Source organism: Mangrovibacterium lignilyticum, from assembly GCF_010882175.1.
Lineage (GTDB): Bacteria > Bacteroidota > Bacteroidia > Bacteroidales > Prolixibacteraceae > Mangrovibacterium > Mangrovibacterium lignilyticum.
In genome coordinates, this window is the sequence record NZ_WKLH01000002.1 from 1,172,162 (window position 1) to 1,197,353 (window position 25,192).

Consider the following 25,192-nt stretch of genomic DNA (forward strand, 5'->3'; position numbering starts at 1 on the left):
GCCGGATCCTGTACGCTAAAAAGATTAAGTCGCCTGAGTGAGTTGGTTGTCTTGCCACTAACGACAGCTGGTAGCAGCTGAAAAATACATTCACTTAATCCGTAACACTTAATTCCATAGTTCTATGAAATTAACCAAATACCTGGCAGGCACAGCCATCTGTGTCCTGTCCCTGCAATTCTATTTCCAAACTCAAGCCCAACAGCTCAAAATCGGCGACCCGGTTCCGGACCTTTTACTCGAGCATGTCGTTAACTACCCAGGAGGTTCGGCCCGGTTCTCCGACTTCGACGGAAAACTTATCATCATCGACTTTTGGGAAACCTGGTGCGTACCTTGCGTTAGAGGTCTACCACATATGCAGCAGCTTCAACAAGAGTTTGAAGGTCAGTTGCAGGTACTGCTGGTCAGTACCCAGAAGGCGACCACAATCGATGCCTTTCTTCAGAAAAAGAACATTTCGCTTCCCTCGGTTACTGAAGGGAGATACCTCATCAAACTGTTCCCGCATAAGTTTGTTCCCTACCAGGTCTGGATTAAAGACCGCAAAGTGTTTGCCCTAACGACCCACGAGGCAGTAACGGCCGAAAACATCAGGGGCGTGCTCTCGGGTAAGCTCAGCTCTCTGGCGGAAAAGAAGTTCGACTTTAATTATAAGTCCGCCAAACCTTTGTTACTGGATGGTAACGGTGGTTCAGCCACCGACCTGCAATATCGCTCGCTGATTACCGGCTACATCGATGGAATCGGCGGCGGCGGAGTTGGCACCGATAGCCTTGGACACTACAAGATTCGAACTCTGAATGGCTCAATTCTGCAGCTATACCTATCGGTTTTCAAACTGGGAGTAACTACCCCGCTGGGACATCCCAACCGCTGCATTGTTGATCCAGAGGTTGCCAAACTGATGCCCCCCGGAGATATCCCTGAATATGCGCCCGAAGTGCGCGATAAGTACTATTGCTACGAGCTGATTGTTCCTGCCGCTCTGAAAGACCAGGCCAACGAACTGATGCTGGAAGACCTGAACCGCTTTTTCGGCGCCCTGTACCATATTAATGCCAAAGTTGAGAAACGGACTATGGAGTGCTGGGCTCTGAAACAAACCGGATCTACCGAAAAACTTCTTTCTCGTAGCGAGAAACCACGGATTGATGCCGATACCCCAGGACAGCTCAGCTTCAGTAAGCAGCCGGTTTCAGAACTCTGCCGCGTTCTTTCCATCTTATTTAAAAAGGAGCACCTTCCCCTGGTCGACCGAACCGGCATTACCGATGACATCGACCTTACTTTCCCAACCGACATGCCAGATATTACCCGGTTCAACGCCTTTCTGCAATCCTATGGTCTGAGTTTGCAACGTGAGCTGTGCGATATTGACATGCTGGTGATCGAACAGACAAATTAAAAACAACGCTAAAAGTTACCCCTGAAATGATACAAAAGAAACTCGTTTACCTCGTACTACTGATGATTACTCTCGGGGTTGCCCCGGGAGCTTCCGCCCAGCTGAGGCACCTGTCGGGCACGGTAAGCACCGCCGACGGCCAAGCACTGGCAGGTGTGTACCTCACAACAACCGACCTAAGATCATCAGCTGTCACCGACAGCCTGGGACACTTCCAGATCACTGTTCCTGAAGAGACAACCGTTTTACAGGTTTCACACATTGGCTTTGCCCGCAAAACAGCTTATATACCGCAGGACGACAGTCCGATGACCATTTACCTGGAGCAGAAATTCGTGTCGATTGGCGAGGTGGTTGTCTCCACCGGCTACCAAACCATCAATCGTGATAAAACACCTGGCTCCTACAGTCAGATCGATAACCGGCTGCTCAACCGCTCGGTGAGTACTGATATTTTAAGCCGCCTGGAGAACATCACACCGGGGTTGCTTTTTGACCGCCGGTTCGAAGGTTCTCCATCTGTCAGCGTCCGGGGCCAAAGCACGATCCAGTCTGACGAGAGCCCGCTGATTGTGGTCGACAACTTTCCTTACGAGGGCGATATTGACAACATCAATCCCAATGATATTGAAAGCGTCACCGTCCTGAAAGATGCTGCCGCAGCTTCCATCTGGGGTGTTCGGGCCGGTAACGGGGTAATTGTAATTACCACTAAACGCGGGCGGCTGCAACAACCAATGACCATACAGGCCAATGCCAATGTGACTATCGGCGAAAAGCCTGACTTAAATTACAATCCGCAGTTTTTGAACTCGTCGGATTTTATCGATGTCGAGCAAAGTCTTTTCGACCAGGATTATTACAGCTGGATGGAAGGTTATTACACCTACCCTGCGATGTCGCCCGTCGTACAACTGCTGATCGCCAAGCGGGATGGGCTGATTAGTTCCACCGACGCCGAAGCGCAGCTTAATGAGTACCGCAGCCGGGATGTTCGTCGCGACTTTGATCGCTACTTCTACCAAACAAGTGTGAACCAGCAATATTCGCTGTCACTCAAAGGTGGAGGACAGGCTGTCAGTTATTACCTCGGTGGCGGCTTCGACAGCAATAAAAGCAACCTGGTTCGAAACGGTCTTGACCGGGTTAGTGTGAACTCAATGCTCACTTATCACCCAACCGATAAGCTTGAGGTTTCCTCTAACATCAGCTATTCATACAGTAAAACAGATCAAAACAACGGTGGCATGGCTTCGGTTAGCAGCGGTGGAACTTATGGGTTGTATCCGTATGCACAGCTGACTGACGATAACGGAAACCCGCTGGCTGTCGTCCGCGATTACAATACCGATTTTGTGAACCAGGCCGAGGCAAACGGGCTCATGGACTGGTCGTACCGCCCCTTGCAGGATCTCCGGGCCAATGACTACACGGTTACCACCGGGGACATCCGGCTTAACACATCCCTGACGTACCGCCTGACCGATTGGTTGAACCTGGAAGGTCGCTACCAGTTTGAGCACCAGAACCAGCATAGTCGGCACCTGCAAAGCACCGATATGTATTATACGCGTAACCTGATCAACAAGTATGCTTATACCGATGATGATGGTTTCGTCCAGTTTCCAATCCCGGAAGGCGGTATCCTGGATAACAGCTATTCGGATCTCTACGCACACTCGGGACGTTTACAAGTAAATTTCGATCGAAGCTGGAACGATGTTCACCACCTGAGCGTTCTCGCAGGTGCTGAAGTTCGCCAGGCACGCAGCAAAGGGCTCTCAAGTCGAATTTACGGTTACAATGACGAACTATTAACCTTCAGCTCAATTGACTATGGAAATGAGTACCTTGTTAGCCCCGATGGTTACACGGATGTGATCCCTGACGGCAACTCGCTCAGTGAACTCACCGATCGCAACCGCTCCTGGTACGGGAACCTGTCGTACACCTACCGCGAACGTTATATGCTCTCGGGTAGCGCACGCAAAGACGAGTCAAATCTGTTTGGTGTTGATGCCAATAACAAGGGCGTTCCCCTGTGGTCAACCGGTCTGGGTTGGCAGCTGAGCTCTGAAGAGTTCTATCCCTTCAAAAGCTGGCTCCCGGTGCTAAAGCTTCGGACAACCTACGGCTACAGCGGTAATGTGAATAAATCGCTGACGGCCTACGCCACCGGCTATTATTACAGTAATCGCTATACCGATCTGCCCTACATCCAGATTCTCACCCCGCCTAATCCCAACCTTCGATGGGAAAAAATCAGGATTATCAACCTGGGACTTGACTTTGCAAGTAAAAACCATGTGCTTTCGGGCAGCGTTGAGTACTACCGTAAAAAGGGATTTGACCTGATAGGACGCTCTCCGCTTGATCCGACCATTGGTTTTTCTGTTGGCGGACGTAATGAGTTTATAGGCAATAACTCCGAATTAAAAGGACAGGGTGTGGATATCCAGCTGAATCTGAATCAAAACTTCGGGCGAATAAACTGGACAGCACAGTTGTTTTACAGCCATTCTACCAACGAAATTACCCGTTATGATTATGAGAGCAGCACGATATCGGCCTACTTCACTTCTGTTCCCGTGCCTGTTCCTGGCAATCCCCGTTACAGCATCTACAGTCTCAGGTGGGCCGGCCTTGACCCGGAGAACGGTGATCCACAGATTTACCTTGGAGGCGAGATTACCAAAGATTACGGCTCCATTCTTTCGAACCTCACCATGGATGATCTGATTTGTGAAGGATCGGCCCTCCCAACGAGCTACGGATCACTTCGACAGAATTTTCGTCTCGGCGATTTTGCAATAGGGTTTAACATCACTTATAAATTTGGTTACTATTTCAGAAGGCCCTCGCTAAGCTACTACGCGCTGTATAACTCATGGACGGGACACGAAGAGTTCGCCGATCGGTGGATGAACCCCGGCGATGAAGCTGTCACACAAGTACCATCAATGCCGGCGGCCGGAACCAGCAGCACACGCGATTTTGTGTACACCTTTGCTGACATCAATGTCGAGAAAGGAGATCACATCCGCTTCCAGGATATCAACTTCTCTTACGACCTGCTTCACTCGAAATATCCCTGGCTGCCTTTTGACAAGGTCTCACTTTACGGGTATATCAACAACATCGGGATCATCTGGCGGGCTAACCATTCGGGACTTGACCCGGATTACAGCTTCCAGCCTTATCCTGCATCGCGTACTTTTTCACTGGGTATTAACCTTACTCTTTAATCAATTATGAAACATTTCACACCATTATTATTCATATGCCTGCTTGTCCTTGTCGCCTCTTGCAGTGAAGACTTCCTGGCCGAAAAGCCGGACAAGCGACTGGTTGTCCCATCTACGATGGAGGACCTGCAGGCTTTAAACGACTACTACGAAGTCCACAACGCTAACCTTCCGGGCATGGGAGAACTATCTTCTGACGACTACTATATTTTGTATGACCGCTGGAATGCCTTATCATCTCCCTATATGAAAAACGGTTACATCTGGGCGAAAGAAATCTGGGAAGGCGTTATATCCATCGACTGGAACAACCGCTACCAGCAGGTATTCTATGCCAATTACGTACTCGAAGGGTTGAACGAACTTGACAGGTCCATAGATCCCGAGTGGTATGATCAACTGAAAGGCACTGCTTTGTTTCACCGGGCGCATGCCTTTTACCAGCTGGCGCAACTGTTTTGTTCCCCGTTTGATGCCTCTTCCTCCAACAATGGCGATGGACTGCCGATTCGCCTGAGCTCTGATTTGAATGTAACGGTCGGTCGGTCAACTATCCAGGAAACTTACGACCGGATTATCGCAGACTTGAAGAAAGCATCCGCGCTACTTCCGGAAAGAGACAGTTACAAAACACGACCGGTAAAAGCGGCGGCCTGCGCCCTGCTATCGCGAACTTACCTGGAGATGCAGGATTACGACAACGCGCTTGTCTATGCTGATTCAGCAATTGGTTTTAATTATGAACTGATTGATTTTAATACCTTAAATACTTCAGCGTCTTACCCTATGGAGCAATATAACAGTGAAGTTATTTTCCATAGTCGCATGACCCGTTACACCCCGCTGGCCAGCTCCCGACTGGTTATGGACTCCACGCTGTACGAATCATATGTGGAAGATGATCTCCGCAAAGAGGCCTGGTTTCGCACAGTAAGTGGCAACTATACTTTTAAAGGCAGCTACGACGGCTCACTACAAATATTTAACGGTCTAGCCATTGACGAATGCTACCTTACCCGGGCCGAATGTCTTGCACGAAAAGGATCTGTACAGGAAGCGCTCAGCACCCTGAATCAACTACTTATCACCCGGTACCGGGAGGGTACGTTCAGCCCGATCGACCTGACTGATCAGCAGCAGGCACTCCAAACGATCTTAGTGGAGCGACGAAAGGAACTTCTGTTCCGCGGTATCCGCTGGGCCGATCTTCGACGTTTAAACCTTGATCCGTCAACAGCGAAAACACTTTACCGAAACCTTGACGGAACCATTTACATGTTGGAGCCAAACAGTCCAAACTATACATTACCTATTGCCGACGATGTCATACAACTCTCAAACCTTCCCCAGAACATCCGGCAGTAGCGTAATAAAAACCCGGGAAGCCTGTTCCCGGGTTTAGTTAAACAGCGATAAAGGTGCTCGTTTCAGGGCACCTTTTTTCTATTCTTTGGAGCGATAGTCAATAAAATTATTGACTTCCGAAGCTTTAACATGACGCACTCCGCCAATAATCTCGGTTTGACTTTCCAGGTACTGGCGAGCACAATCCGGCTCAATGTCCTTATTAGAACAATCCAGATCCACATCGGATGATTGGGTTGTTGTCACTTGAGTTCCGGACGCATCCATCAAAAACCAATAGGTTGCCGGTGGCTGCGAGTTACTCTGATTAGCTACTACAAAAGCACTGGCACTCATCACCAGCACGACTGCTACGAGAATTAATGCATACTTTTTCATACGTTTATTTTTTTTTTTTTAAATCGGGGGTAATATTCTTCCGCTTTGGCGGGAAACACCTGCGGTGGCTATGCTTCTGCAATAGCCACCGCAACATTAAGATAATAGCGGCGGAATCACCGCCGGAAAACAGCTTGCAGCCATACACTCGGGGCAGCTCCATTTATTTCCGGAATACACCCTAAAAGGACCTTGCTAGCCGTCTCGCACCCATCACATCGTAGGATGTATCCTGAATAATTCGAAATGTTTTGTCCCCTTTCCATATTTACAGATTTGATTATTTGTAAAATTATGGAAGAGGACCTCCCTGGCTATTGTCCTGAATTCAGAACGACCTAATCCTAAATAGCAAAATAACTTAACTTAGGATAAGTATTTAATAATCATCAGACAACTCAAAGCAAGGCTTGCTGTTTTATGGATGTCCATTTTGCCGAATCATACGGCTAAGTGATTGTGGCGTGATATTCAGATAAGAAGCAATGATTTCTTTGGTCAGCTTTAATTCAATCCCCGGATGAGTCTTCAACAAGTGCCGGTACCTTTCCCAGGCTGTCCAATCTGCTAATTGTCGGGTTCGTTGGGTAAAATAGTAGACGTATTGCAGCGATATACATCGCGAAAAAATCTCTGTTTCCGGAAAATCCAGAAAAATCTCCCGCAATTGCCTGTAAGAAATCGACAACAAACGGGTGCCGGGCATCACTTCAATATTCATATCGGATGCTTTGAGATGAAAAAAGCTGACCGGGTCGCAAACGATTCCCCCCTCCTCCCAAATAACTGAAGTAACTTCCTTGCCCGTACTTTCTCCAAAATAAAAACAACGAACAGTTCCCCGCTCGACAAAATACATGTAATCGGCTACGTGACCACTATTCAGAAGTAAATAACGGTGTCGATGTTCCGTCACTGTCAGACGCTCATTGACCGCGGCAACAAGCTGATCAGCATAGCTCGCTTCTGTTAGTTTTTCGGGCAGAGGCTTTAATCGAAAAATGACATCAAATAATTTTCTATTTTCCAAAACTCAATCTTATAAAGATTTACAAATCAGGATCTGTCTTTTCAAGTGCGGAAGCATCAATATCAATAAAAGCAGTCTGGTTGATCGCTTTCAATACGATTCCGAATCTCGATTTGCCATTCTTCCGGACTAAGATTCCGTCATAACCGGCTAACGGTCCTGTGGAGATTCGTACATACTCCCCTTCACAAAACTTTGCTTCCACTGTAATTTTCTTCTCAAGACCTATCATCCGCCTGATCCCCTCTATTTCTCGTTCTGAAATCACAGAGGGTTTACCTTCTGACGCGATATAGGTCACGATCCTGGGAAGACATTTAATCGTGTACAGTTCGTGTTGATAGGTGCGAACAAACAGGTAGTTCGGAAAGAGCGGAAGCTCGATCACCTTTTTCTGTCGATTCCTCCAAACCCGCTGCGCACGGTATGTCGGATAAAAAACTTCGTACCCCCGCTTTCTTAGCTCATTAAAAACGGACTTTTCGGCCTTAGGCCAAAGGTAAAACAAGTACCATTGCTTTGAAGGTGACCCCTCCGGCTCACGCTTCCTCTCCGCTTTTTTCACCGGAGATACTTTCTTTCTTCCATTCATACGCTGAATTGTTTGATTCAATTCAGGTCCGGGTAAAACACTCCCTTCTCAAACAGTACCACGCTGTTTGAAAATTCGAAAAAATAGAAAATGAATAATAATTTTATGCAGATACCTGTTTTAACCGGGCCGGGAAACTTCCCCTTTTTCTCGGGCTCAGTGCGTAGACTAACATCGGTGCTTTTTTTACGTTAATGCACACCAAAGGCACGTCAGTTAGCAATTTCAACCCAACATACCACACAGTATGTATTTCAAAAATACGGCCCTTTTATTTAAATTGCAACAATATTTATTATTTTTAAATCAATTTAAAACCAAAGAAGCCACTATAGTGAACTATTGTTAATTTAAAATGCATTCCGCCATCAATCACAAAAACAAACCTTCCCAAATAAGCTTGCATTAACTTCTTATCTAATCAGCAATTAAGTTGCGGGAAATTCACCAGCAATCATTTTTCGAGAAAAAGAGACTCCAAAAACTATAACTTCTTTAAAAACCAGACATTTTAACTAAGTTTGTAAGAGAAGAATCAACCATCACAAAATGAGTACAAAAGATCAAATTGTCCTGGAAGCTTTCAAACTTTTCCTCCGTAACAACTATGAAAAAGTCAGTATCAGCGACCTTGAACATGCCGTGGGAAAAACAAGAGGAGCTATCTTCTATTTCTTTGAGAACAAGGAAGAAATATTCAACCAAGTCATTGACACCTTTATCATTAAGACTCAGAATCCCTATCTGAAATTTAAGTATGCTGATGATATCTCCCTGGAACAGTTCATCTATCGCTACGTCAACGGGATCAATGATACGATGTCGAAGATGCTGTCACTATCGGTCATCAATATTTACAAGAACTATTTTTCTCTATACCTCCAGGCAGCTCGTATTTATCCCAACTTTTCGGAGATCATGACTCAAAATTCCATACAGGAACTGGGTATCTGGAAGAAAGTGATTAGCAATGCTATCCAGACCAAAGAAATAAAAAAAATAGAGCCGGAAAGGTACGCTGTTTTATTTCGGAGCTGCTTCCTCGGCTTAGCCTTTGACCGTTGCCTTTCTCACGGGCTTAACACAGAAGAATTGCTTCGATTATACCTGGACATTTATAGCCAAATCAAATTTTAATTATCAATTAGCTGGCACATGCTAACTAAAACTTCGTATATTTACATACCAATCAGTATTTTTTATTGTTATGTATCCAGCTGTTTTTATTACCTCAGTCAGTAAATTTCTGCCAAACTCACCTGTCTTGAATGAAGACATGGAACGTTACCTTGGCCTTATCAACGGAAACCCCTCGCGCGTTCGCCGAATTGTGCTCAAACAAAACGGGATCAAATGCAGGTACTATGCCCTGGATGAAAACCAGCAGATAACGCATACAAATGCGGAATTGGCCTTGGAATCCATTAAAAGGCTTTTCCCGGACGGAAACATTCCAAACGATATTGATGTACTGGCCTGTGCAACCGGAAACCCGGATCAGTTGTTGCCCTCGCATGCTTCCATGGTTCACGGACTAATGAAGAACAGGCCTATGGAAATCTACAGTAGTGCGGGAGTCTGCTTAACGTGTCTACAAGCTCTGAAGGTGGCTTACATGAGTATTTTGTCCGGACAAACTCACAAAGCCATTTGTTCTACTTCGGAACTGGCATCTCCTACGCTCCTGTCAAAGAACTACCAGGAAGAGTATGAGCACTGCAGTAAAGTAGGAGAAGATCCTTACATGGCTTTTGAAAAAGACTTTCTGCGTTTTATGCTCAGTGATGGTGCCAGTGCTGTTTTACTCTCGGATCAAAAGAATAAGAACAGTCTTTCTTTGAAAGTAGAATGGATTGAAATGACTTCTTATGCCAATGAACTACCGACCTGCATGTTTATGGGGGCAGAATTACGAGAGGATGGAGAACTAAAAAGCTGGAAAGAATTTAGCAGTCAGGAGCTGATTAACCGATCAGTACTTGCTGTCAAACAAGACATTCGTCTTCTAAAACCGAACATCATCCGATACTGGGTAGACCACTTGCAGGATTGCCTGCAAAAACACAACACAGAAGCCTCTGAAATCAATTACGTAATCCCGCATGTATCCTCTATGTTCTTTTACGGAAAGCTGGCTGATGAAATCGCCACTCGTGGAATAGATCTGGGAACAGAGAAGTGGTTCACCAATCTCGCTGAAATCGGAAACATTGCTTCCGCCTCAATCTTTGCTGCTTTGGATGATTTACTGCAATCCGGACGACTGAAGATCAACGATAAAATTTTGCTTTTGGTGCCGGAGAGTGGGCGGTTTTCCTACGGAACAGTCCTTTTAACCGTTGTATAAGACCCAGAAATACTATCCCTATAAATTATCCAATTGAACCGGAGAACTGAAACACAACCAAATTCAACTACTTACGATTTAAGCTTAGAAGTAGCCTTTTAAGATAAATTGGAAACCAAGTGAGATCTATATCATTATATAAACCAAAACTCTTGATGCTAAGTCAAAAAAGAGGCTTTGACAGTTTTATGAAATTTCAGAATATTTTGTATGATCTCGCCATTTCAAGAGAACAGCAATTGCTAACCAACATCTCCTTTTCGCAGAAGGATAATTTCCTGAACAGCGAAAAGATCAAGAAGGTCTACAACTACGTTCAGGCCATCTACAATAAAAAAATAAAGCTCGAAGAGGTGGCTGGCCTGGTTGATTTGTCGGTCGTTTCGTTTGGCCGCCTGATCAAACATCGGACCGGGAAGACCTTTGTCGATTTCCTGAACGAGCTGCGATTAGGTTATGCAACTCGCCTACTCATTGAGTCGAATAAAACGGTTACCGAAATATGTTACGAATGCGGTTTTAACAACATCTCAAACTTTAACCGGACTGTCAGAAAAAGCCAGGGATGCACGCCTTCCGAGTTTCGTGAAAGCTACTATGGGCTGAAGAAGGTAATCTGATGCTCCCAAAATTCAATTTACTTTCAATCTAACCTTACATCGATCGATACAATTACCTCCCGTTCACAAATCCAGCCATGCAGAATACTCCTAATAGCAAAACTATTATCTAAATTTTAATACGAACCGCAGCGAGCCTGCCTAAATTTAACCTCGCAACGATATTTCAAACCTAAAAAAACACAATAATGAAGAACCTGGCATTGCTTGGGCTATCTCTTTTTTTCAACCTAATTGGATATTCACAGGCGTTTACAATTCGTGATTTAAGCAGCTTATCGGATCACCTGACCTACAAGAGAAATAACGAAAACACCTATACGAACATCGAAGGTTCTCCATTTCTTGACGAGAATTTCGTAATCGGAAAAGTTATCATCAATGACAGCATTTTGATTGAGAATGTACCTTTGAGATACAACATCTATTCCGACAAAATCGAATTTAAAAATGCCAATGGCCAAATTCTGGAAATTAGCAATTCGGGACACGTTTATCAATTCAAGCTTGGTTCCCACACCTTTTTAGAGACGGGGTATCGGACAAAAAATGAGACCGAACAAGGGGTCCTGGAACTGTTGGTTAACGGAAACATCAAGCTTTATAAAAAATACCGCATTGAATTGAAAGAAGCCACGAAAGCCATTGGGTTTCAAGATGCACAACCCAATCGCTTTACTCCCCTGGACGACGAATACTTAATCGCTGAGGGTGATGCAATCCCTCAAGTAGTCAAGAACTCGAAAATACTGCTGGAGGAGTTAAAATCGTATCAACCGGACATCGAAAAGTATATCCAAAAAGAGAAAGTCAGGGTTAAAACTGAAAGCGGCCTGATCCGGTTAATTCGCCACTGCAATCAATAACCGAAAGCCGTACAGGTGAAATCAGAATAGCATTTGTAGCACCTTGTCCTCAATACGAACAGAGGGTGTCGGAATAAGCCGGCACCCTCTCTCGTTGATATCATTGCCCAACAAGGGCCCTGTTAGTTACCGATTCCTTCAATCGTTTTTATGGTACCATCTTCATGGTATTCCAGTTCCACAACTTTCAGGCTTCGCAGCCAGGTTTTGCCGCCCGAAGGCACGCAGTCGTGATGGAACAGGTACCATTTTTCGTTGAATTCAACAATACAGTGGTGGGTTGTCCATCCCACTACTGGCGTTAAAATCACGCCTTGGTAGGTGAATGGTCCGTAAGGGTTGTCGCCCACGGCATAGCACAATTTATGGGTGTCGCCGGTTGAGTAGGAGAAGTAATATTTCCCCTGGTACTTGTGCATCCACGAAGCCTCGAAAAAACGACGATCGTGATCGCCGGCCGTGATAAGCTGACCATTTTCATCCACGATAAGCAGTTCCTTCGGTTCTTCCCCAAACTCCAGCATGTCGTCGCTCAATTTCACCACGCGCGATGGCAGCGCCGGTTCATCATCCTTGGGCTCCTGTCCGCATTCCATGGCTTTGTTGTTGCGGTAGCGCTGCAGCTGCCCGCCCCACAAACCGCCAAAATACATGTAGTGCGCCCCATCTTCATCTTCGAAAACACACGGGTCGATGGAATAGCTTCCTTTCATGGGCGCTTCCTGCGGTATGAAGGGGCCTTCGGGCTTGTCGCTGATGGCCACACCAATACGGAAAATATCGGTTTGATCCTTCAGCGGAAAATACAGGTAATATTGGCCATTCTTGCAGGCCACATCACAATCCCACAACTGACGTCCTGCCCAGGGAATGTCTTTCACCGCCAGACCAACGCCGTGATCGGTCACTTCACCTTGGATGTCATCCATCGAGAAGATGTGGTAATCACGCATGTCGAAGTGGTCCCCATTGTCGTTTTCCGGAATACCCGACTCCACATCGTGCGACGGGTAAATGTACAACTTGCCATTAAATACATGCACCGCCGGATCGGCCGTGTACAGGTGCGGAACTAAATATCTTGCCTTTTTCATAAATCAATTCTTTACTCTTTCGTTAATTCAATAATTTTTGCCACTACCGGCTTGGGTTGATAATCGCTGTCGAACAACAGCGGATAATCCGTGCGTCCGCGAACCGGGAAATCATTTTTCCACGAACCACGATCCGAAACGCCCCAAAGCGTTACCCGGCTGATGGCATCGGCATGTTTCAGAAACAACTTGAAGAAATCCACCATGCGGGCATCCCATTCGTCTTGCTTTTCCTGCGGAACAAGTCCGTCTGCATAAGGGTTGATTTCCTTCCGGTATTCGAAGTTTGTAGCAATGTCGGCGCTTAAATCACCTGGTTTTGAACTCGGCAAAATCGATAGATCCAGCTCGGTAATCAGCACGTTTACACCTGCGCTGGCATAGGCTGTTATGGCTGCTTCGTAGTCGTCCAACGAGGGGCCATCCAAACCAATATGCCCTTGCATACCGACAGCGTCAATCCGAATGCCCTCAGCTTTCAAATTTTTAACCATTTGCACGATCGCATCTCGTTTGCCCGGATACCACTCGTTATAGTCGTTGTAGTACAACTCGGCGTCGGGATCGGCTTCGTGGGCAAACTGAAAAGCCAGCTTGATGAAATCTTCACCAATAATCTGGTAAAACTTGCTGTTCCGGAACGAGCCGTCTTCCATAATCGCTTCATTCACCACATCCCAGCCTTTTATCCGTCCTTTGTAGCGCCCAACCACGGTTTCAATATGCGTCTTCATCCGCTGGATCAACAGCTCGCGCGAAACGTCGTTACCCAGGCTATCGGTGAAAAACCAGCGTGGGGCCTGCGAATGCCAGATCAGGCAATGCCCGGTCGTGAACAGGTTGTTTTTTTCGCCAAAGTCAACAAACGGGTCGGCCAGCGAAAAATCGAACTTGCCCTCTTCCGGTTGTATCTCGCCGCTTTTCATACAGTTTTCAGCGACAATGGCGTTGAACTGCTCTTTTACAACTTTAACTGCTGCAGTGTCCTTCCCGGTAATTTGCCATTCATTAAGCGCTGTGCCAATGTAGAATTGACCGGGAAAAGCATCCTTCAGCGTCTCGTGCTGCTTTTCCTTTGCGCCATCACACCCGCCGGAAAGCAACACCACCAGGGCGAAAAGGAAGGAACTATATTTCATTTTTTTCATATCAATGATATTCAATTATTGTTTCAATTTTCATTACGCCTTGCCATTAATTCGTTTTGAAGCTGCGTTTCCATCTTCTTGTTAATGACATAAAAAAAGAGCAAAACTGCAGCCAGCAAAAATGGAATGGACGGGAAAACACTAACCAACATTTTCGCGCCTGCAGCCACCGATTCAGGTTGAATAATTTCCTGGCCGGCTACCATGGTCGCGTCTTTGTGGATGTAGCCGTAAAGGCCCAAAATCCAGGTCACCAACGCGCCGCCAATGGAGAGGCCGGCCTTCAGCCCTACCATCATTGCCGAAAAAATGATCGCTGTTGCGCGACGGGTGGTTTTCCATTCCGAGTAGTCGGCCACATCGGCAATCATGGCCCAAAGAATCGGGATCGTGATGCCGTAGAAGAAACCGTGAAAAATTTGAGAAGTAAACATCAGCCCCACGCTCTTTGCCGGGAAAAAGAAGAAAATGAAAATGAAGATGGTGGAAACAAGCAAGCCGCTGATGTACACGTCGCGCTTCCCGTATTTGTCGGCCAATTTTTTCGAAAACGAAATGCCGACAATCATAAAAATGATTCCTCCTGCGTTAAACAAGCCAAAGCCGGCCGAAACCGGATCGGAACCAAAAAAGTTAAGGCCGATAGCCGACAAAGCGCCTAAGATCGGACTAATAAAATTCGCAAGCGTTTCAGCATCCACATAGTTATTGAAATAATACACGTACGAACCACCTTTCATCGCCAATGTCACAAAAATCATGATTGTCACCGTGAGCATAATCAACCAGGGACGGTTTTTCACCAGATCGGAAAGGTCTTCGGTCACACTCGATTTTTGTTCCGGTTTGGGAATAATCCGCTCGCGGGTTGTCAAAAAGGTAATCAGCAACATGACAGTCCCGATAATCGCCAGCCAGGTCATCACGGTTTCCATCCCGGCGGCTTTATTTCCCCCGCCGGCGTATTCGATAATGGGCAGCATGAAAACCTGCACAAAAAACTGGGCAAACATGACGGCCACAAACCGATACGACGAGATGCTGTTGCGCTCGCCCATGTCGCCGGTAATCACGCCACTTAAGGCCGAGTAAGGCAGATTGTTAGCCGCATACAACACCAGCAAAAGCGAATAGGTCACGGCGGCGTAAATCAGCTTTCCTTTATACGAAAAGTCAGGTGTGCTGAACGCCAGCAAGGCCATCACGCCAAGTGGAATGGCCGTATACAAAATCCACGGGCGGAATTTCCCCCAGCGCGAATCCGTGCGGTCTGCCAGTGCGCCTACAACCGGGTTAAACAGGAAAGCGGCAACCAGCCCCACCGACAACATGATGATGGAAGCATGGTTGTTTTCCAGTCCGTAAATGTCGGTGTAAAAATAGGCCAGGTAAGTAATCAGGGTTTGAAAAACCAAGTTGGCTGCCAGGTCGCCAAGACTGTAGCCAATTTTCTCCAATACAGAAATCTTCTGCGTCATTATTTTCATTTTAGTTAGTTGTGTTCGGTTGTAAAAGGTGAAGCCGGAAGCCCTTTTTTGTTTCTCAGGTTTGCATCAGCCGGATTATCTTCCCACGCATAACGCACTGCCCGGGGATTAGAAACACTTCTGCTCCAAACCTTCACGGTGTTTTTACTCAGCACCACCGCATTGGCCCAAACAAAGCGACCGTCCTCACCGGCAACCTGAAAACCGTTCAGCAGGCTATTTGAATACAAACCGGCACCAACCGATTTAAATTGAAGAACGATACTTCCGTCCTCCACCTTCATCGATTCGTACAACGGGCCGGAGCTGACCACCGGGCTATCACTGTACGCAACCCGTTCGGCCTCCAGAAATAAGCGTCTGCCTACTTCTTTTTTATTTAAAGGGTGAATGTCATTCCACTCGCCAATATCGAAAGTTACAGCCATGCCGGTATTAGGCAGCTCCAGGCTGCGACGCTGGGCATCGCGAACTTCGGCCCAACCACTTTCAACGGGTCGTTTTTGCGGCAATCCCAGGTTAGCCAGCTGCGCAAACAGAAATGGCAACTCAGGCTGAGCAAAATGTACCCGCCAATCCTGGATCATCGTTTTAAACAGCTGCTCGTATTCCTTTCCACGTCCGGTGTTCGATTCGCCCTGAAACCAGATCACGCCTTTAAGGCCGAAGTTCAAGGCCGGTGCGACCAGGCTGTTGTACAAGCCGCCGGGCATAAATCCCGGAGCGCCGGGAACAACGGGCGGGTTAAGACTCGCCCCGACATGGTAATTCCAATCACCGGTGAGGTCAATAACCTGCGAGCCCACCCGCAATTCGTACGGCTTTTCCTCCACAAAACCACCACGCCATCCCTGGCTGAAAACACGCACCATCAGCTTGTTTTTGCCGGCTTTCAGCACCCCTTGCGGTACCGCGTAAATGCGCGGCGGATACTGATAGGTGATGTTGCCAACAAAAACACCGTTCACAAAAGCCGAGTCGGCATCGATAATTCGCCCTAAACGCAAAACGGCTTCCTGCGCCGCCAACGAATCGGCCAGCTCAAATTCTTTGCAAAACCAGATGGAGCCATTGCGCAACTCCACGCCTTTATCGGACCAATATCCGGGAAGCGAAATTTGCGGCCAACCGGAAACATCAACATCCGCTTTGGACCATTTTCCGGCGCCGGGATCATTTTTATTCACTTCAACATTCCAGTTATAGGCCAGCTTCTCCGGTTCTTCAGCCTTCATTTTTGCCCGGATGGAATCGCTGTGTGCTTTGTCCGCTTTCCAGGCATCCAGGTACGCTTCAACATTATCCTGACTCAGCCACGCCTCGGCGGGCGACCCGCCGATCGCTGTGCTGATGATGCCGATGGGCACCTGGTATTTTTGATACAAGTCGTTGGCAAAAAACCACGACACTGCCGAAAACTCGCCGATATTTGGCTGCGTCGCCGGCAACCACGCGCCATCGGGGTAATCGTTCTGTGGCATTTCCGGTTCTTTTCGGCTTGAAGAACGAAACAAGCGAATGTTGTCGTTATCGACCCGCTTAATTTCATCGGCATACGAATCCATCACCCGGCGAACCGGTAGTTCCATGTTCGATTGCCCCGACGAAAGCCACACATCGCCAACCAGAATATCGGTCAGCTCCAGCTCATTTACGTTCATGGTGTAGGGTCCACCCGCCGGGATAGGCGGTAGCGCCACCGTCCAGTTCCCCTCCCGATCAGCTTTTGTCGCATAGCTTTGACCTAAAAATTCCACCTTCACTTTTTCGGATGGATCGGCCCAACCCCAGATTTTCAAAGGCACATCGCGCTGAAGCACCATGCCCTTGCTCACCAGCCGGGGCAGTTTTACAGCAGCTTTGGCCGAATACGAAAGGCTCGTGAACAGCAGTAAAAGAAACAGCCCGAAAGTCAGTTCATATCTTTTCATCTCTTAAAATTTGATTGGCTTACTCTGAGGCGCACCCAAATAGCTGGGCTTCAAACCTCCGGTATCGATTAGTATTTTTTGCAGTACAATTCCCGGTTCCAGCACGCGGATGCGCAAACGGTGCAAACCGGCCTGCGGAATCTCGTGCTGCGTTGTTGTTCCAATGATCCGTTCGGCCTGCCATTGTCCCAATTCGCCGCGATACATCCCGTTGAAGTTGACGATTTGCTCGGCGCCTCCATCAATCGAAATGGCGTAACGCAATCCTTTATTAGCGTTGAAATTCAGCGTTGGCGAAACCAGCACCTGCACATCAAACCGACCGGTCGATTTAAAATCAATGGCATATTCCAGGTAAACCGAATCGCTCTTTGCCGGATAAGCGTATTGCGGAAAAGTCGTCACTGCGGAGCCGGTTTTGCCCAAATCGGGAATCACCTCCCAATGAATTTTATCCGAGCCATTCGCTTTCTGATAATTCGCCGCCCCGATGGAAACATAGCCATCAGCTTCCTCGAACGCGAGCTCCGAATTCGGAACTTCCGGCACTTCAACCTGTATCACCTCGGGGCGAATATTCGTTTTCGGATCCGCCCAATTTGTATAGCCAATGCGCGTCTGGTCCATCAAGTGGTTCCATTTCCCGCCGGCTATTTGCTGGTTATAATGAATGGTTAACAGCGAATCGCGAACAAAACAGGCTTCCACCACATCGGCCCAGTCGTTGGCTTCCGGCTTGTTCTCGGCTGCCAACTGGTGGTTTTTTGCCACCGAATAGTACATTTCATACAGGTTCGAAGTTGCATTGGTGGGAAAAAGCACCAACTGGTCGAAAGCATCTTTATACGCGTTTGGTAAGAAGTTATAAATCCGCAGCGCATCCAGCGTCAGGTCGCGATAATCGTTGCGCACACTTTCAAACTCCGTGTAATTTTCGAGGCTGAATGTTTTCTCATCCAGTAACTCAGGCGTCACCCGGTGATTGTATTTGGTGTACAAGTTGAGAATCCGGGCAGCATCGGCTGCATATTGCTCTCCAAACTGCTCCGAACACCACTCTTCGGTATATTGAAACAGGTTTTGGGCATCGAAGGCTGTAGGATCCCAGGCCATGTCCAGGAAAAAACTAATCGGGAACTCCATGGGTTTCAGGTCGCCCACATTCAGCACCCATATACGGTCCACCCCGTGACTGTAGGTCAGGTTCATTTGTTCCCAGATCCGCTGAATCTGGCTCACATTAATCCACTTATAACTTCGCGGGCCTCCAACATAATCAACATGGTAATACATGCCGTAACCACCTTTGCGGACCGGTGCATTTACATCGGGCAGCTTGCGAACATTGCCCCAGTTGTCGTCGCACAGCAGCAGGGTCACATCGTCGGGAACGCGCATGCCTTTGTCGTAATAGTCCTGCACTTCCTTGTAAAGCGCCCAAACCTGCGGCGTTTCTTCGGCCTTTTTGCCGGTTACTTTGCTGATGATTTTACGCTGATCTTTCACGATTTTCTCCAGCAAGGCAATGTTGGTCCCTTCCTCCATCGCCTCATCGCCATCGCCGCGCATACCGACGGTTACTATCGTTTCCCAGTTTTTGTTGCGTTCCATTCCTTTCTGCCAGAAGTCGGAAAGCACTTCGGCATTTTTGTTGTAATCCCAGGGGCCCGAACCGTAGCGGTGCCACTCGGCCTGCGCACGTCCCATCGGCTCGTGGTGCGAGGTACTCATCACAATACCCAATTTATCGGCCAGCACACCGTTTTCGGGATCATCATCGAAAAAGGCTTTTCCCCACATGGCCGGCCACAGAAAGTTCCCGCGCAAGCGAAGAGTCAGCTCAAACAGATGGCTGTAAAATTTAGAGTTGAAACCGCCAAACTTCTCACGCACCCAGCTTCCCAGCGCCGGTTCCTCATCATTCAGGAACAGGCCACGATATTTCACTTTGGGGCTTTCGGTAACAGAGCGGCCGGCTTTCACATACACCGATTCGTGTTTTTCAACCGGCACATCGGCCCACCAATACCAGGGAGAAACGCCCATGGCACGTGACAAATTCAGCATGGCGTAAATGGTTCCGCGCTTATCGCTACCAGCCAGCACCAACGCTTTTTCGACTCCCGGAAACGGATTCTCGACCACCTGCGTGAGGCTCCGTTCCCACTGGCCTTTTAAGTCCGAAACATCAATTTTACCGTCCGTTATTAGCTGGTCAATCCACTGGTTTTTACCAATGGTACCAATCAGGATTAACTGTTTCTCAGCAGGTAATTCGGATTGACAATAGTCTGGCTTTTGACCGGAAACCATTTCAATATCGCGACAGAACCAACCGGCGACGATTTTCACTCCGGGAAAATCGCTTTCACCAGTAACCACTGGCGTAGCCTTGCCATTTTCAGCAACCGAGATGCTTCCGTTCAACTTCAAAAACGTAATGCTGTCGGATTGGCGCTGCGCCGTTGCCAGCAGCGGAAAAAACACGACGAGCCACAAAATAGTCCTCCTCATCGTTCTGGTTAAAATTAAATTGTAAATTTTTTCAATCATTGTTTTTGGCTTGATTTTCTATCATTTATTAGGCGAAGGAACATCGATGATTAACACAACAGAAGCTCTTCCTTTTTTAATTGTTCAATATCATTTCTCGTACCGTATTGGGAATTTGCATGCTCACCAACCATTGAACGAAGGACTGTACACCGTAGAACACGGCGACTAAAATGATCGCCACGCCTATCCATTTCCCCCACTTAACAAGATTACCAGAAGTCCAGTCTCCACCACAATTTATTGCATAATTATTCAACAAATTAGGTACTAGTGATTCAAATAGTGCTTTAACCAGAACACCAATAAACAAGAGCAATAAGGCCTTGGAAATCGATAGTAGGAAAACGAAAAAAAGTGTCAATTTCATTATTTCCATATTTTTTAGTTATATCGGTTTTAGTAAATCAATTTTCAGTCAAGCTAAGATTCAGATGACAATTCTCCGGCGTTTTATTTTCCTCGGATTTGAATCCGGGCTGTTTGCAAACCTTCGGATTCGGCTGTAAGAATGATGGTTCCCGGTTCACCTATCTTTGCCCGAACAATCACCAATACCAGCCCATTGAAAGCCTCCCGTTCGGAAAGAGTAAATGATTTCATGTTGGTTGGATCTCCATTGTCGGTCGCTACAATTTCGCCCGAACCTTCTATCTTAAACTGAATTAAATTCGATGCATCCGGCACCGTCAGACCACCTTTATCAGCTACTTTCACAGTTATAAATGCAAGGTCGTCGCCATCGGCAATTAGTTCGCTACGATCTGTTTTGGCCAATAACTGACTTGCGCTGCCAGTTGTGCGAACAACTTCTTCAGCCCATTTTTGACCATCTTTGTAGGCTATTGCTTTCAACTCGCCCTGTTCATATAGCACATCGTCCCAACGCAGGCGGTACTCGTATGCTGCTTTTTTCTTTTTACCCAGCGATTTTCCATTCAGGAACAATTCGACTTCGTCGCCTGAGGTAAATACATGCACCGGGGTAATTTGTCCGAGCCGGTCCGGCCAGTTCCAGTGCGGCAGAATGTGCACCATCGGATAATCGGGGCGCCAGCGCGACTGATACAGGTAAAAACGGTCTTTGGGGAAGCCAGCCAGATCGATGATTCCGGAATAGGAACTACGCGACTGATAGTAAGGTGTCTGTTCACCCAGGTAGTCGAAACCATTCCATACAAATTCGCCGGCCACAAACGGATGGGCATCCTGGGCAGCAAACACTTTATCGGCACTGGAGCCAAAATCAACAGCGTACAGTTCGTACGAACTGACCTGTGCCAATTTTGAATCGCCGCCCATCCCGTCGCGAACCGGCGAGCTAACCGCATCGGTTACGGGGAAAAGGTACACGCCACGACTACTAAAAGCCGAAGCTGTCTCGGTGCTTATAATCATTTTATCCGGGAATTTCGCGTGAAATGCCTCGTATTGCGGTGCTGTACGAATCCGGTCGGTTCCTTCAAACATCTTGTCCTGCCGGATTCCTTCGCCCTGGTAGTTCAGGCCGATCATATCGGCAACTGCGGGCAATTCCATAAAAGGCTTGGCAAAGTTCATTGCCGTGATGGTCGGACGCGCCGGGTCTTCCTGTTTCACAAAATCAACCATTCGCTGAGCCACTGCTGCGCCGGCAGCACCATTATATTGTTCGCCCACTTCGTTCCCGAAGCTCCAGGCTATTACCGAGGGATGATTCCGGTCGCGACGGATGAATGCCCGTGTATCCGGTTCCGACCAATCCGGGAAAATCAAATGAAAATCGTACGGCGTTTTCTTTCGCTCCCACGAGTCAAAGATTTCGTCGATTACCAGGAATCCCATGCGATCCGTTAGTTCGAGCAACTCCGGCGCCGGTGGATTGTGAGCCAGTCGAATGGCGTTGCAGCCCATTTCAGCCAGTATTTCCAACTGCCGTTCAGCAGCCCGTTTATTGAATGCGGCGCCCAATGCACCTAAGTCATGGTGTTGGGTTACCCCTTGAATTCTAATTTTTTCACCATTTACAACTAGCCCGCTATCAGGGTCAAATTGAATGTCGCGGATGCCAAAACGTGTTTCGTAAGTGTCAATCGTTTCGCCATTTTTCAAAACCTTGGTTACTGCCACATACAAATTCGGTTTTTGCGATGGAGACGGCCCCCAGAGCAGCGGGTTTTCGACCAAAACAGAATCCTTCAGCCGAACGCTTTCCCCTGCGGGTACCATCGCATCCATCGACGAAGATGAGGCAACAGCTGTCGCTGTCCGGTTTCCGTCAGCATCCAAGGTATAAATTTTGCTTTCAAGCTGAACTGAAGCATCTGTCGGGGAATCATTATCAATTTTCAAGTCTAAAAGAACCGTTGCCGACTCTTTTGAACTATTTTTTGAACTGATGTAAGTGCCCCATTGCCCCACATGAACCGGATTGGTTTTGACAAGCCAGACATTCCGGTACAGCCCGCCGCCCAGATACCAGCGTGCCGAATAGTTTGGGTTATCCAGGCGAATCGCCAACTGGTTGTCTCGCCCATAAACCAAATAAGGCGTTAAATCGAGCCGGAAAGACGCATAACCATAGGGCCAACCACCAACCAAGTGCCCGTTACACCAAACCATGGCGTATGACATGGCACCATCGATATCCAGGAAAATGGATTTGCCTTTGTCGGAGGCCGGAACAGCAATCTTTTTACGGTACCAGGCGACCCCGTTTGAAGGCAAACGGCCCATGCCGCCTCCCACTTCCGAATCCCAGCCTTCCTGAAACGGGCCTTTGATGGCCCAATCATGGGGTAGCCTGACCGTTTCCCATTCGTGGTCGTCGAAATCAAGCTGCACAAAAGGGAAATCGCCACCGGGGTTCCCTTCGGGGCGCAGGTGCCGTGGGTTTGCTTCGGCGATAAACTTATTGGCCGAAGGTAATATCCAGGGCTTTAAAACATCGGCTTTCAACTCAATCCCGACACTTTCAGTCGGTTTCGAGTCGGCGTCTTTCACCAGGTTCCCCTCGTCGGTTTGCGGACGAACATCATACATCAACTTATCAGCAAGTGAGCCTGAAGGGTATTTGTAAAAGTGCCAATCGTTGTTAATCCGAATTCGTTGGCGCCCGCCGATCACCTGATTTACCTGCGCGTTACAGCTCATCAATCCGCATAATGTACAGAAAAACAGCAGCCACCTCAATTTACTTGTAAAAAAAAACATATTCCTGAATTGCTTTTTGTTTCTTATTTTTCGGTCCTAATTCGTGATTACAATCGTTATAATACTCTTTGCGGGTATGTTTAACCCGACTTCCGAATCATTCGCAACAAGCATCTCCTTCTTGCGATTTACAAACTCAGAGGTCCTGTATGTAGTGGCCAAAGATGCGGAACCGGGTAATGCGATGGTCACCTCCGGAATTTCGGAATCAGAGGGATTGACAGCAACAATTACCAACTTATCATCGCCCTGATAAGCCGTCAAACTCAATGCTGTTGTTGTGTTATCAAGTTCTGCTTTAATTCGAACGGATCCCGGACGGATAAACTTGGAGAACTGAGACATCGCATAACCTCGTTTCAGAATCTGGCCGCGAGTTGTTCCTCGCTCACCATCTCCCAGAAACGAATAATACCGACGGATATACCACCAGATATAAGCATTCCAGTTATAACTCAAACAGGTCTGAATTTCCGTCACCATTTCCATGGTTTCGTTCCAAACACGACCAACAGGGGTATCTGCTGTCCAATTATCCGGATTATTACCGCTGTCGAGATTTAGCAGGTGTTCTGTCATCCATATTTCTTTCCCTTTTTGCGCTGCAAGAGGATATCTTGCCAGTCCCGAGCCATATAAATGTCCGCCAATAATATCGAGATTCGCTGCGGCGTTCGGATCATTCAAAATGTCGTCCGTATAAGCATGATTCGAATTTAGAGACTCAGCAGCCAGAACTTTGGCTCCGGAAATGGAACCGGCATTGTTCTTCATAAAATTTAACAGTTGAGCGATGGTATACTCACAACCTTCGTAACCGGCTAGCCAATCGGGTTCGTTTTGAATTGAAACCACATCAACCGTGGCACCCTGTGAATCCATATATTGGATAAACTCATTAATATAGTTCGCAAAATCAGCATAGTGCTCTTCCTGCAAATGTCCGCCTCCGTCGGTGCTGCTATTGCTTTTCCATTCTGCCGGCGGAGACCAGGGACTGGCCAGTACCTTTACTTTACGCTCATTCGCCAGCTTAATGGTATTTACCAATCCAGCCCAGTCATTTTTATCCGAGGACAAACGTACCCGCAATATTGAGAGTCCTAAATCATCATCCCCGGTACCAAAAGCTAAGTTCATTTCACTTTCGCTTAAATAATCCGTACCCCAGATCATATTGGCGCCACCAAATCCGGAAATTGTCTGATAGCTGGTATTGGGGTCTAAAGAAATATTAATCTTGGGAGTTGGTTTAGCGGCTTGCTTCAGAATAATTGTGTCAGCTTGCCCACCACTATACGAACGCAGGATAATTTTCTGCTGGTTGGCGCTCATCGTCTGGTTTGCAGAAAAGGAAACTGTGACAGTCGTTTGGGAGTCACCTTTGTCGGCATCCCCTCCTGAACCGGGTGTAATTTGACTAATAAATTTTTCGCCGCTTACAACATCTCCTGCCTTAACCGTCCAATTCGTATTAGCCCAATTCACGTCCAGAACAACATCGCCACCATCAGCAGGAAGATCTTCAGATGGAAGAGAACTTTCATCGAAAGCTAGAGAAACGGATACTTCAATTTCGTCATTCGTATCCGTTGAACATCCCGACAAAAGCAGGAAAGATATCCCCAAAAGGGATAGCAGCAATTGGTTTGGTCTAGTCATTGAATTGGTTTGATAAATTTGGTTTTAAACGAATCTGTATTTTCGCTCAGCGAAACAGCCAATAAGCTATTCCGTACTTTCAAAAATAAACCACCTCTCTGAAGCTGATTTCTAATTTCGAATATTTCATTTCTAATTTTATACACAAAGTCATTTCAAGAGAGCTGTAGCGCCTGTATCAATCCAAGGAAGTCGTCTTATTTACCCAATATTGCATCTCCGGTTTGTAATCCGAAGCCGGCATAAATAAAACAAAAGGAGACTGTCCCAAAAA

Annotated in this window: 18 protein-coding genes; 7 read left to right on the forward strand and 11 right to left on the reverse strand. The window is 47.2% G+C overall.

From position 1 onward, the window contains the following. Positions 1-124: 124 nt before the first annotated feature. The 3 genes from GJV22_RS11920 to GJV22_RS11930 are packed head-to-tail and all read left to right on the forward strand — an operon-like array spanning position 125 to position 6,018. The gene (locus tag GJV22_RS11920) at positions 125-1,408 is read left to right on the forward strand and encodes a redoxin domain-containing protein (RefSeq protein ID WP_163713511.1); all 1,284 of its coding nucleotides are present in this window, start codon (positions 125-127) and stop codon (positions 1,406-1,408) included. A gap of 26 nt (positions 1,409-1,434) precedes the next feature. Then, positions 1,435-4,653 (forward strand): SusC/RagA family TonB-linked outer membrane protein, encoded by a 3,219-nt coding sequence (locus tag GJV22_RS11925; RefSeq protein WP_163713514.1) that lies wholly within the window; start codon positions 1,435-1,437, stop codon positions 4,651-4,653. Positions 4,654-4,659: 6 nt separating this feature from the next. Further along, entirely contained in the window at positions 4,660-6,018 is a 1,359-nt protein-coding gene (locus GJV22_RS11930) for a RagB/SusD family nutrient uptake outer membrane protein (RefSeq protein ID WP_163713518.1), read from the forward strand. Between the two features lie 78 nt (positions 6,019-6,096). Here GJV22_RS11930 and GJV22_RS11935 read toward each other — a convergent pair whose 3' ends face one another. The 3 genes from GJV22_RS11935 to GJV22_RS11945 all read right to left on the reverse strand — a co-directional run bounded on the left by GJV22_RS11935 (position 6,097) and on the right by GJV22_RS11945 (position 8,018). Continuing rightward, complete coding sequence (locus tag GJV22_RS11935; protein WP_163713521.1) at positions 6,097-6,396, reverse strand: hypothetical protein; 300 nt, start codon at positions 6,394-6,396, stop codon at positions 6,097-6,099. 418 nt (positions 6,397-6,814) lie between these two features. Next, positions 6,815-7,426, reverse strand: a complete 612-nt coding sequence (locus tag GJV22_RS11940) for a Crp/Fnr family transcriptional regulator (RefSeq protein WP_163713524.1) — start codon at positions 7,424-7,426, stop codon at positions 6,815-6,817. A gap of 19 nt (positions 7,427-7,445) precedes the next feature. After that, positions 7,446-8,018 (reverse strand): UpxY family transcription antiterminator, encoded by a 573-nt coding sequence (locus GJV22_RS11945; RefSeq protein WP_163713527.1) that lies wholly within the window; start codon positions 8,016-8,018, stop codon positions 7,446-7,448. A gap of 549 nt (positions 8,019-8,567) precedes the next feature. Between GJV22_RS11945 and GJV22_RS11950 the strand changes: the two genes are divergently transcribed. The 4 genes from GJV22_RS11950 (at position 8,568) to GJV22_RS11965 (ending at position 11,851) form a co-directional block, all read left to right on the forward strand. Then, the gene (locus GJV22_RS11950) at positions 8,568-9,155 is read left to right on the forward strand and encodes a TetR/AcrR family transcriptional regulator (protein ID WP_163713530.1); all 588 of its coding nucleotides are present in this window, start codon (positions 8,568-8,570) and stop codon (positions 9,153-9,155) included. A 70-nt stretch (positions 9,156-9,225) separates the two neighbouring features. Beyond that, positions 9,226-10,365 carry a beta-ketoacyl-ACP synthase III gene (locus tag GJV22_RS11955; protein ID WP_163713533.1) on the forward strand — a complete coding sequence of 380 codons (1,140 nt, stop codon included), beginning with the start codon at positions 9,226-9,228 and terminating at the stop codon, positions 10,363-10,365. A 155-nt stretch (positions 10,366-10,520) separates the two neighbouring features. Then, positions 10,521-10,985 (forward strand): helix-turn-helix domain-containing protein, encoded by a 465-nt coding sequence (locus GJV22_RS11960; protein ID WP_163713536.1) that lies wholly within the window; start codon positions 10,521-10,523, stop codon positions 10,983-10,985. A 188-nt stretch (positions 10,986-11,173) separates the two neighbouring features. Continuing rightward, the gene (locus GJV22_RS11965; protein WP_163713539.1) at positions 11,174-11,851 is read left to right on the forward strand and encodes a hypothetical protein; all 678 of its coding nucleotides are present in this window, start codon (positions 11,174-11,176) and stop codon (positions 11,849-11,851) included. A gap of 122 nt (positions 11,852-11,973) precedes the next feature. Here the strand turns inward: GJV22_RS11965 and GJV22_RS11970 are convergent, their stop codons facing one another. The 8 genes from GJV22_RS11970 to GJV22_RS12005 all read right to left on the reverse strand — a co-directional run bounded on the left by GJV22_RS11970 (position 11,974) and on the right by GJV22_RS12005 (position 24,918). Next, positions 11,974-12,945 carry a glycoside hydrolase family 43 protein gene (locus GJV22_RS11970; RefSeq protein WP_163713542.1) on the reverse strand — a complete coding sequence of 324 codons (972 nt, stop codon included), beginning with the start codon at positions 12,943-12,945 and terminating at the stop codon, positions 11,974-11,976. An 11-nt stretch (positions 12,946-12,956) separates the two neighbouring features. Next, a complete protein-coding gene (locus GJV22_RS11975) occupies positions 12,957-14,093 on the reverse strand; it encodes an endo-1,4-beta-xylanase (RefSeq protein WP_163713545.1) in 1,137 nt (378 codons plus the stop codon). Between the two features lie 23 nt (positions 14,094-14,116). Continuing rightward, a complete protein-coding gene (locus tag GJV22_RS11980; protein ID WP_205461845.1) occupies positions 14,117-15,571 on the reverse strand; it encodes an MFS transporter in 1,455 nt (484 codons plus the stop codon). 14 nt (positions 15,572-15,585) lie between these two features. Continuing rightward, positions 15,586-17,511 carry a sialate O-acetylesterase gene (locus GJV22_RS11985; protein ID WP_163713551.1) on the reverse strand — a complete coding sequence of 642 codons (1,926 nt, stop codon included), beginning with the start codon at positions 17,509-17,511 and terminating at the stop codon, positions 15,586-15,588. Positions 17,512-17,514: 3 nt separating this feature from the next. After that, positions 17,515-20,025: a glycosyl hydrolase 115 family protein gene (locus GJV22_RS11990; protein ID WP_163713553.1), complete on the reverse strand. Its 2,511-nt coding sequence runs from the start codon at positions 20,023-20,025 to the stop codon at positions 17,515-17,517. A gap of 115 nt (positions 20,026-20,140) precedes the next feature. Beyond that, positions 20,141-20,434, reverse strand: a complete 294-nt coding sequence (locus GJV22_RS11995) for a hypothetical protein (RefSeq protein WP_163713557.1) — start codon at positions 20,432-20,434, stop codon at positions 20,141-20,143. An 83-nt stretch (positions 20,435-20,517) separates the two neighbouring features. Beyond that, on the reverse strand, positions 20,518-23,196 hold the full coding sequence (gene galB / locus GJV22_RS12000; protein ID WP_163713562.1) for a beta-galactosidase GalB: 2,679 nt from the start codon (positions 23,194-23,196) through the stop codon (positions 20,518-20,520). Positions 23,197-23,292: 96 nt separating this feature from the next. Then, positions 23,293-24,918, reverse strand: a complete 1,626-nt coding sequence (locus GJV22_RS12005) for a glycoside hydrolase (RefSeq protein WP_238480322.1) — start codon at positions 24,916-24,918, stop codon at positions 23,293-23,295. Positions 24,919-25,192 lie beyond the last annotated feature (274 nt).

Excerpts from the sequence above, each read along its gene's own strand:
- GJV22_RS11980 (WP_205461845.1), bottom strand. The coding sequence starts at position 15,571 with ATGACGCAGAAGATTTCTGTATTGGAGAAAATTGGCTACAGTCTTGGC.
- galB (WP_163713562.1), bottom strand. The coding sequence starts at position 23,196 with ATGAGCTGTAACGCGCAGGTAAATCAGGTGATCGGCGGGCGCCAACGA.
- GJV22_RS11935 (WP_163713521.1), bottom strand. The coding sequence starts at position 6,396 with ATGAAAAAGTATGCATTAATTCTCGTAGCAGTCGTGCTGGTGATGAGT.
- GJV22_RS11945 (WP_163713527.1), bottom strand. The coding sequence starts at position 8,018 with ATGAATGGAAGAAAGAAAGTATCTCCGGTGAAAAAAGCGGAGAGGAAG.
- GJV22_RS11950 (WP_163713530.1), top strand. The coding sequence starts at position 8,568 with ATGAGTACAAAAGATCAAATTGTCCTGGAAGCTTTCAAACTTTTCCTC.
- GJV22_RS11975 (WP_163713545.1), bottom strand. The coding sequence starts at position 14,093 with ATGAAAAAAATGAAATATAGTTCCTTCCTTTTCGCCCTGGTGGTGTTG.
- GJV22_RS11930 (WP_163713518.1), top strand. The coding sequence starts at position 4,660 with ATGAAACATTTCACACCATTATTATTCATATGCCTGCTTGTCCTTGTC.
- GJV22_RS11955 (WP_163713533.1), top strand. The coding sequence starts at position 9,226 with ATGTATCCAGCTGTTTTTATTACCTCAGTCAGTAAATTTCTGCCAAAC.
- GJV22_RS11925 (WP_163713514.1), top strand. The coding sequence starts at position 1,435 with ATGATACAAAAGAAACTCGTTTACCTCGTACTACTGATGATTACTCTC.
- GJV22_RS11985 (WP_163713551.1), bottom strand. The coding sequence starts at position 17,511 with ATGAAAAGATATGAACTGACTTTCGGGCTGTTTCTTTTACTGCTGTTC.
- GJV22_RS11965 (WP_163713539.1), top strand. The coding sequence starts at position 11,174 with ATGAAGAACCTGGCATTGCTTGGGCTATCTCTTTTTTTCAACCTAATT.
- GJV22_RS11920 (WP_163713511.1), top strand. The coding sequence starts at position 125 with ATGAAATTAACCAAATACCTGGCAGGCACAGCCATCTGTGTCCTGTCC.
- GJV22_RS11960 (WP_163713536.1), top strand. The coding sequence starts at position 10,521 with ATGCTAAGTCAAAAAAGAGGCTTTGACAGTTTTATGAAATTTCAGAAT.
- GJV22_RS11970 (WP_163713542.1), bottom strand. The coding sequence starts at position 12,945 with ATGAAAAAGGCAAGATATTTAGTTCCGCACCTGTACACGGCCGATCCG.
- GJV22_RS12005 (WP_238480322.1), bottom strand. The coding sequence starts at position 24,918 with ATGACTAGACCAAACCAATTGCTGCTATCCCTTTTGGGGATATCTTTC.
- GJV22_RS11995 (WP_163713557.1), bottom strand. The coding sequence starts at position 20,434 with ATGAAATTGACACTTTTTTTCGTTTTCCTACTATCGATTTCCAAGGCC.
- GJV22_RS11990 (WP_163713553.1), bottom strand. The coding sequence starts at position 20,025 with ATGAGGAGGACTATTTTGTGGCTCGTCGTGTTTTTTCCGCTGCTGGCA.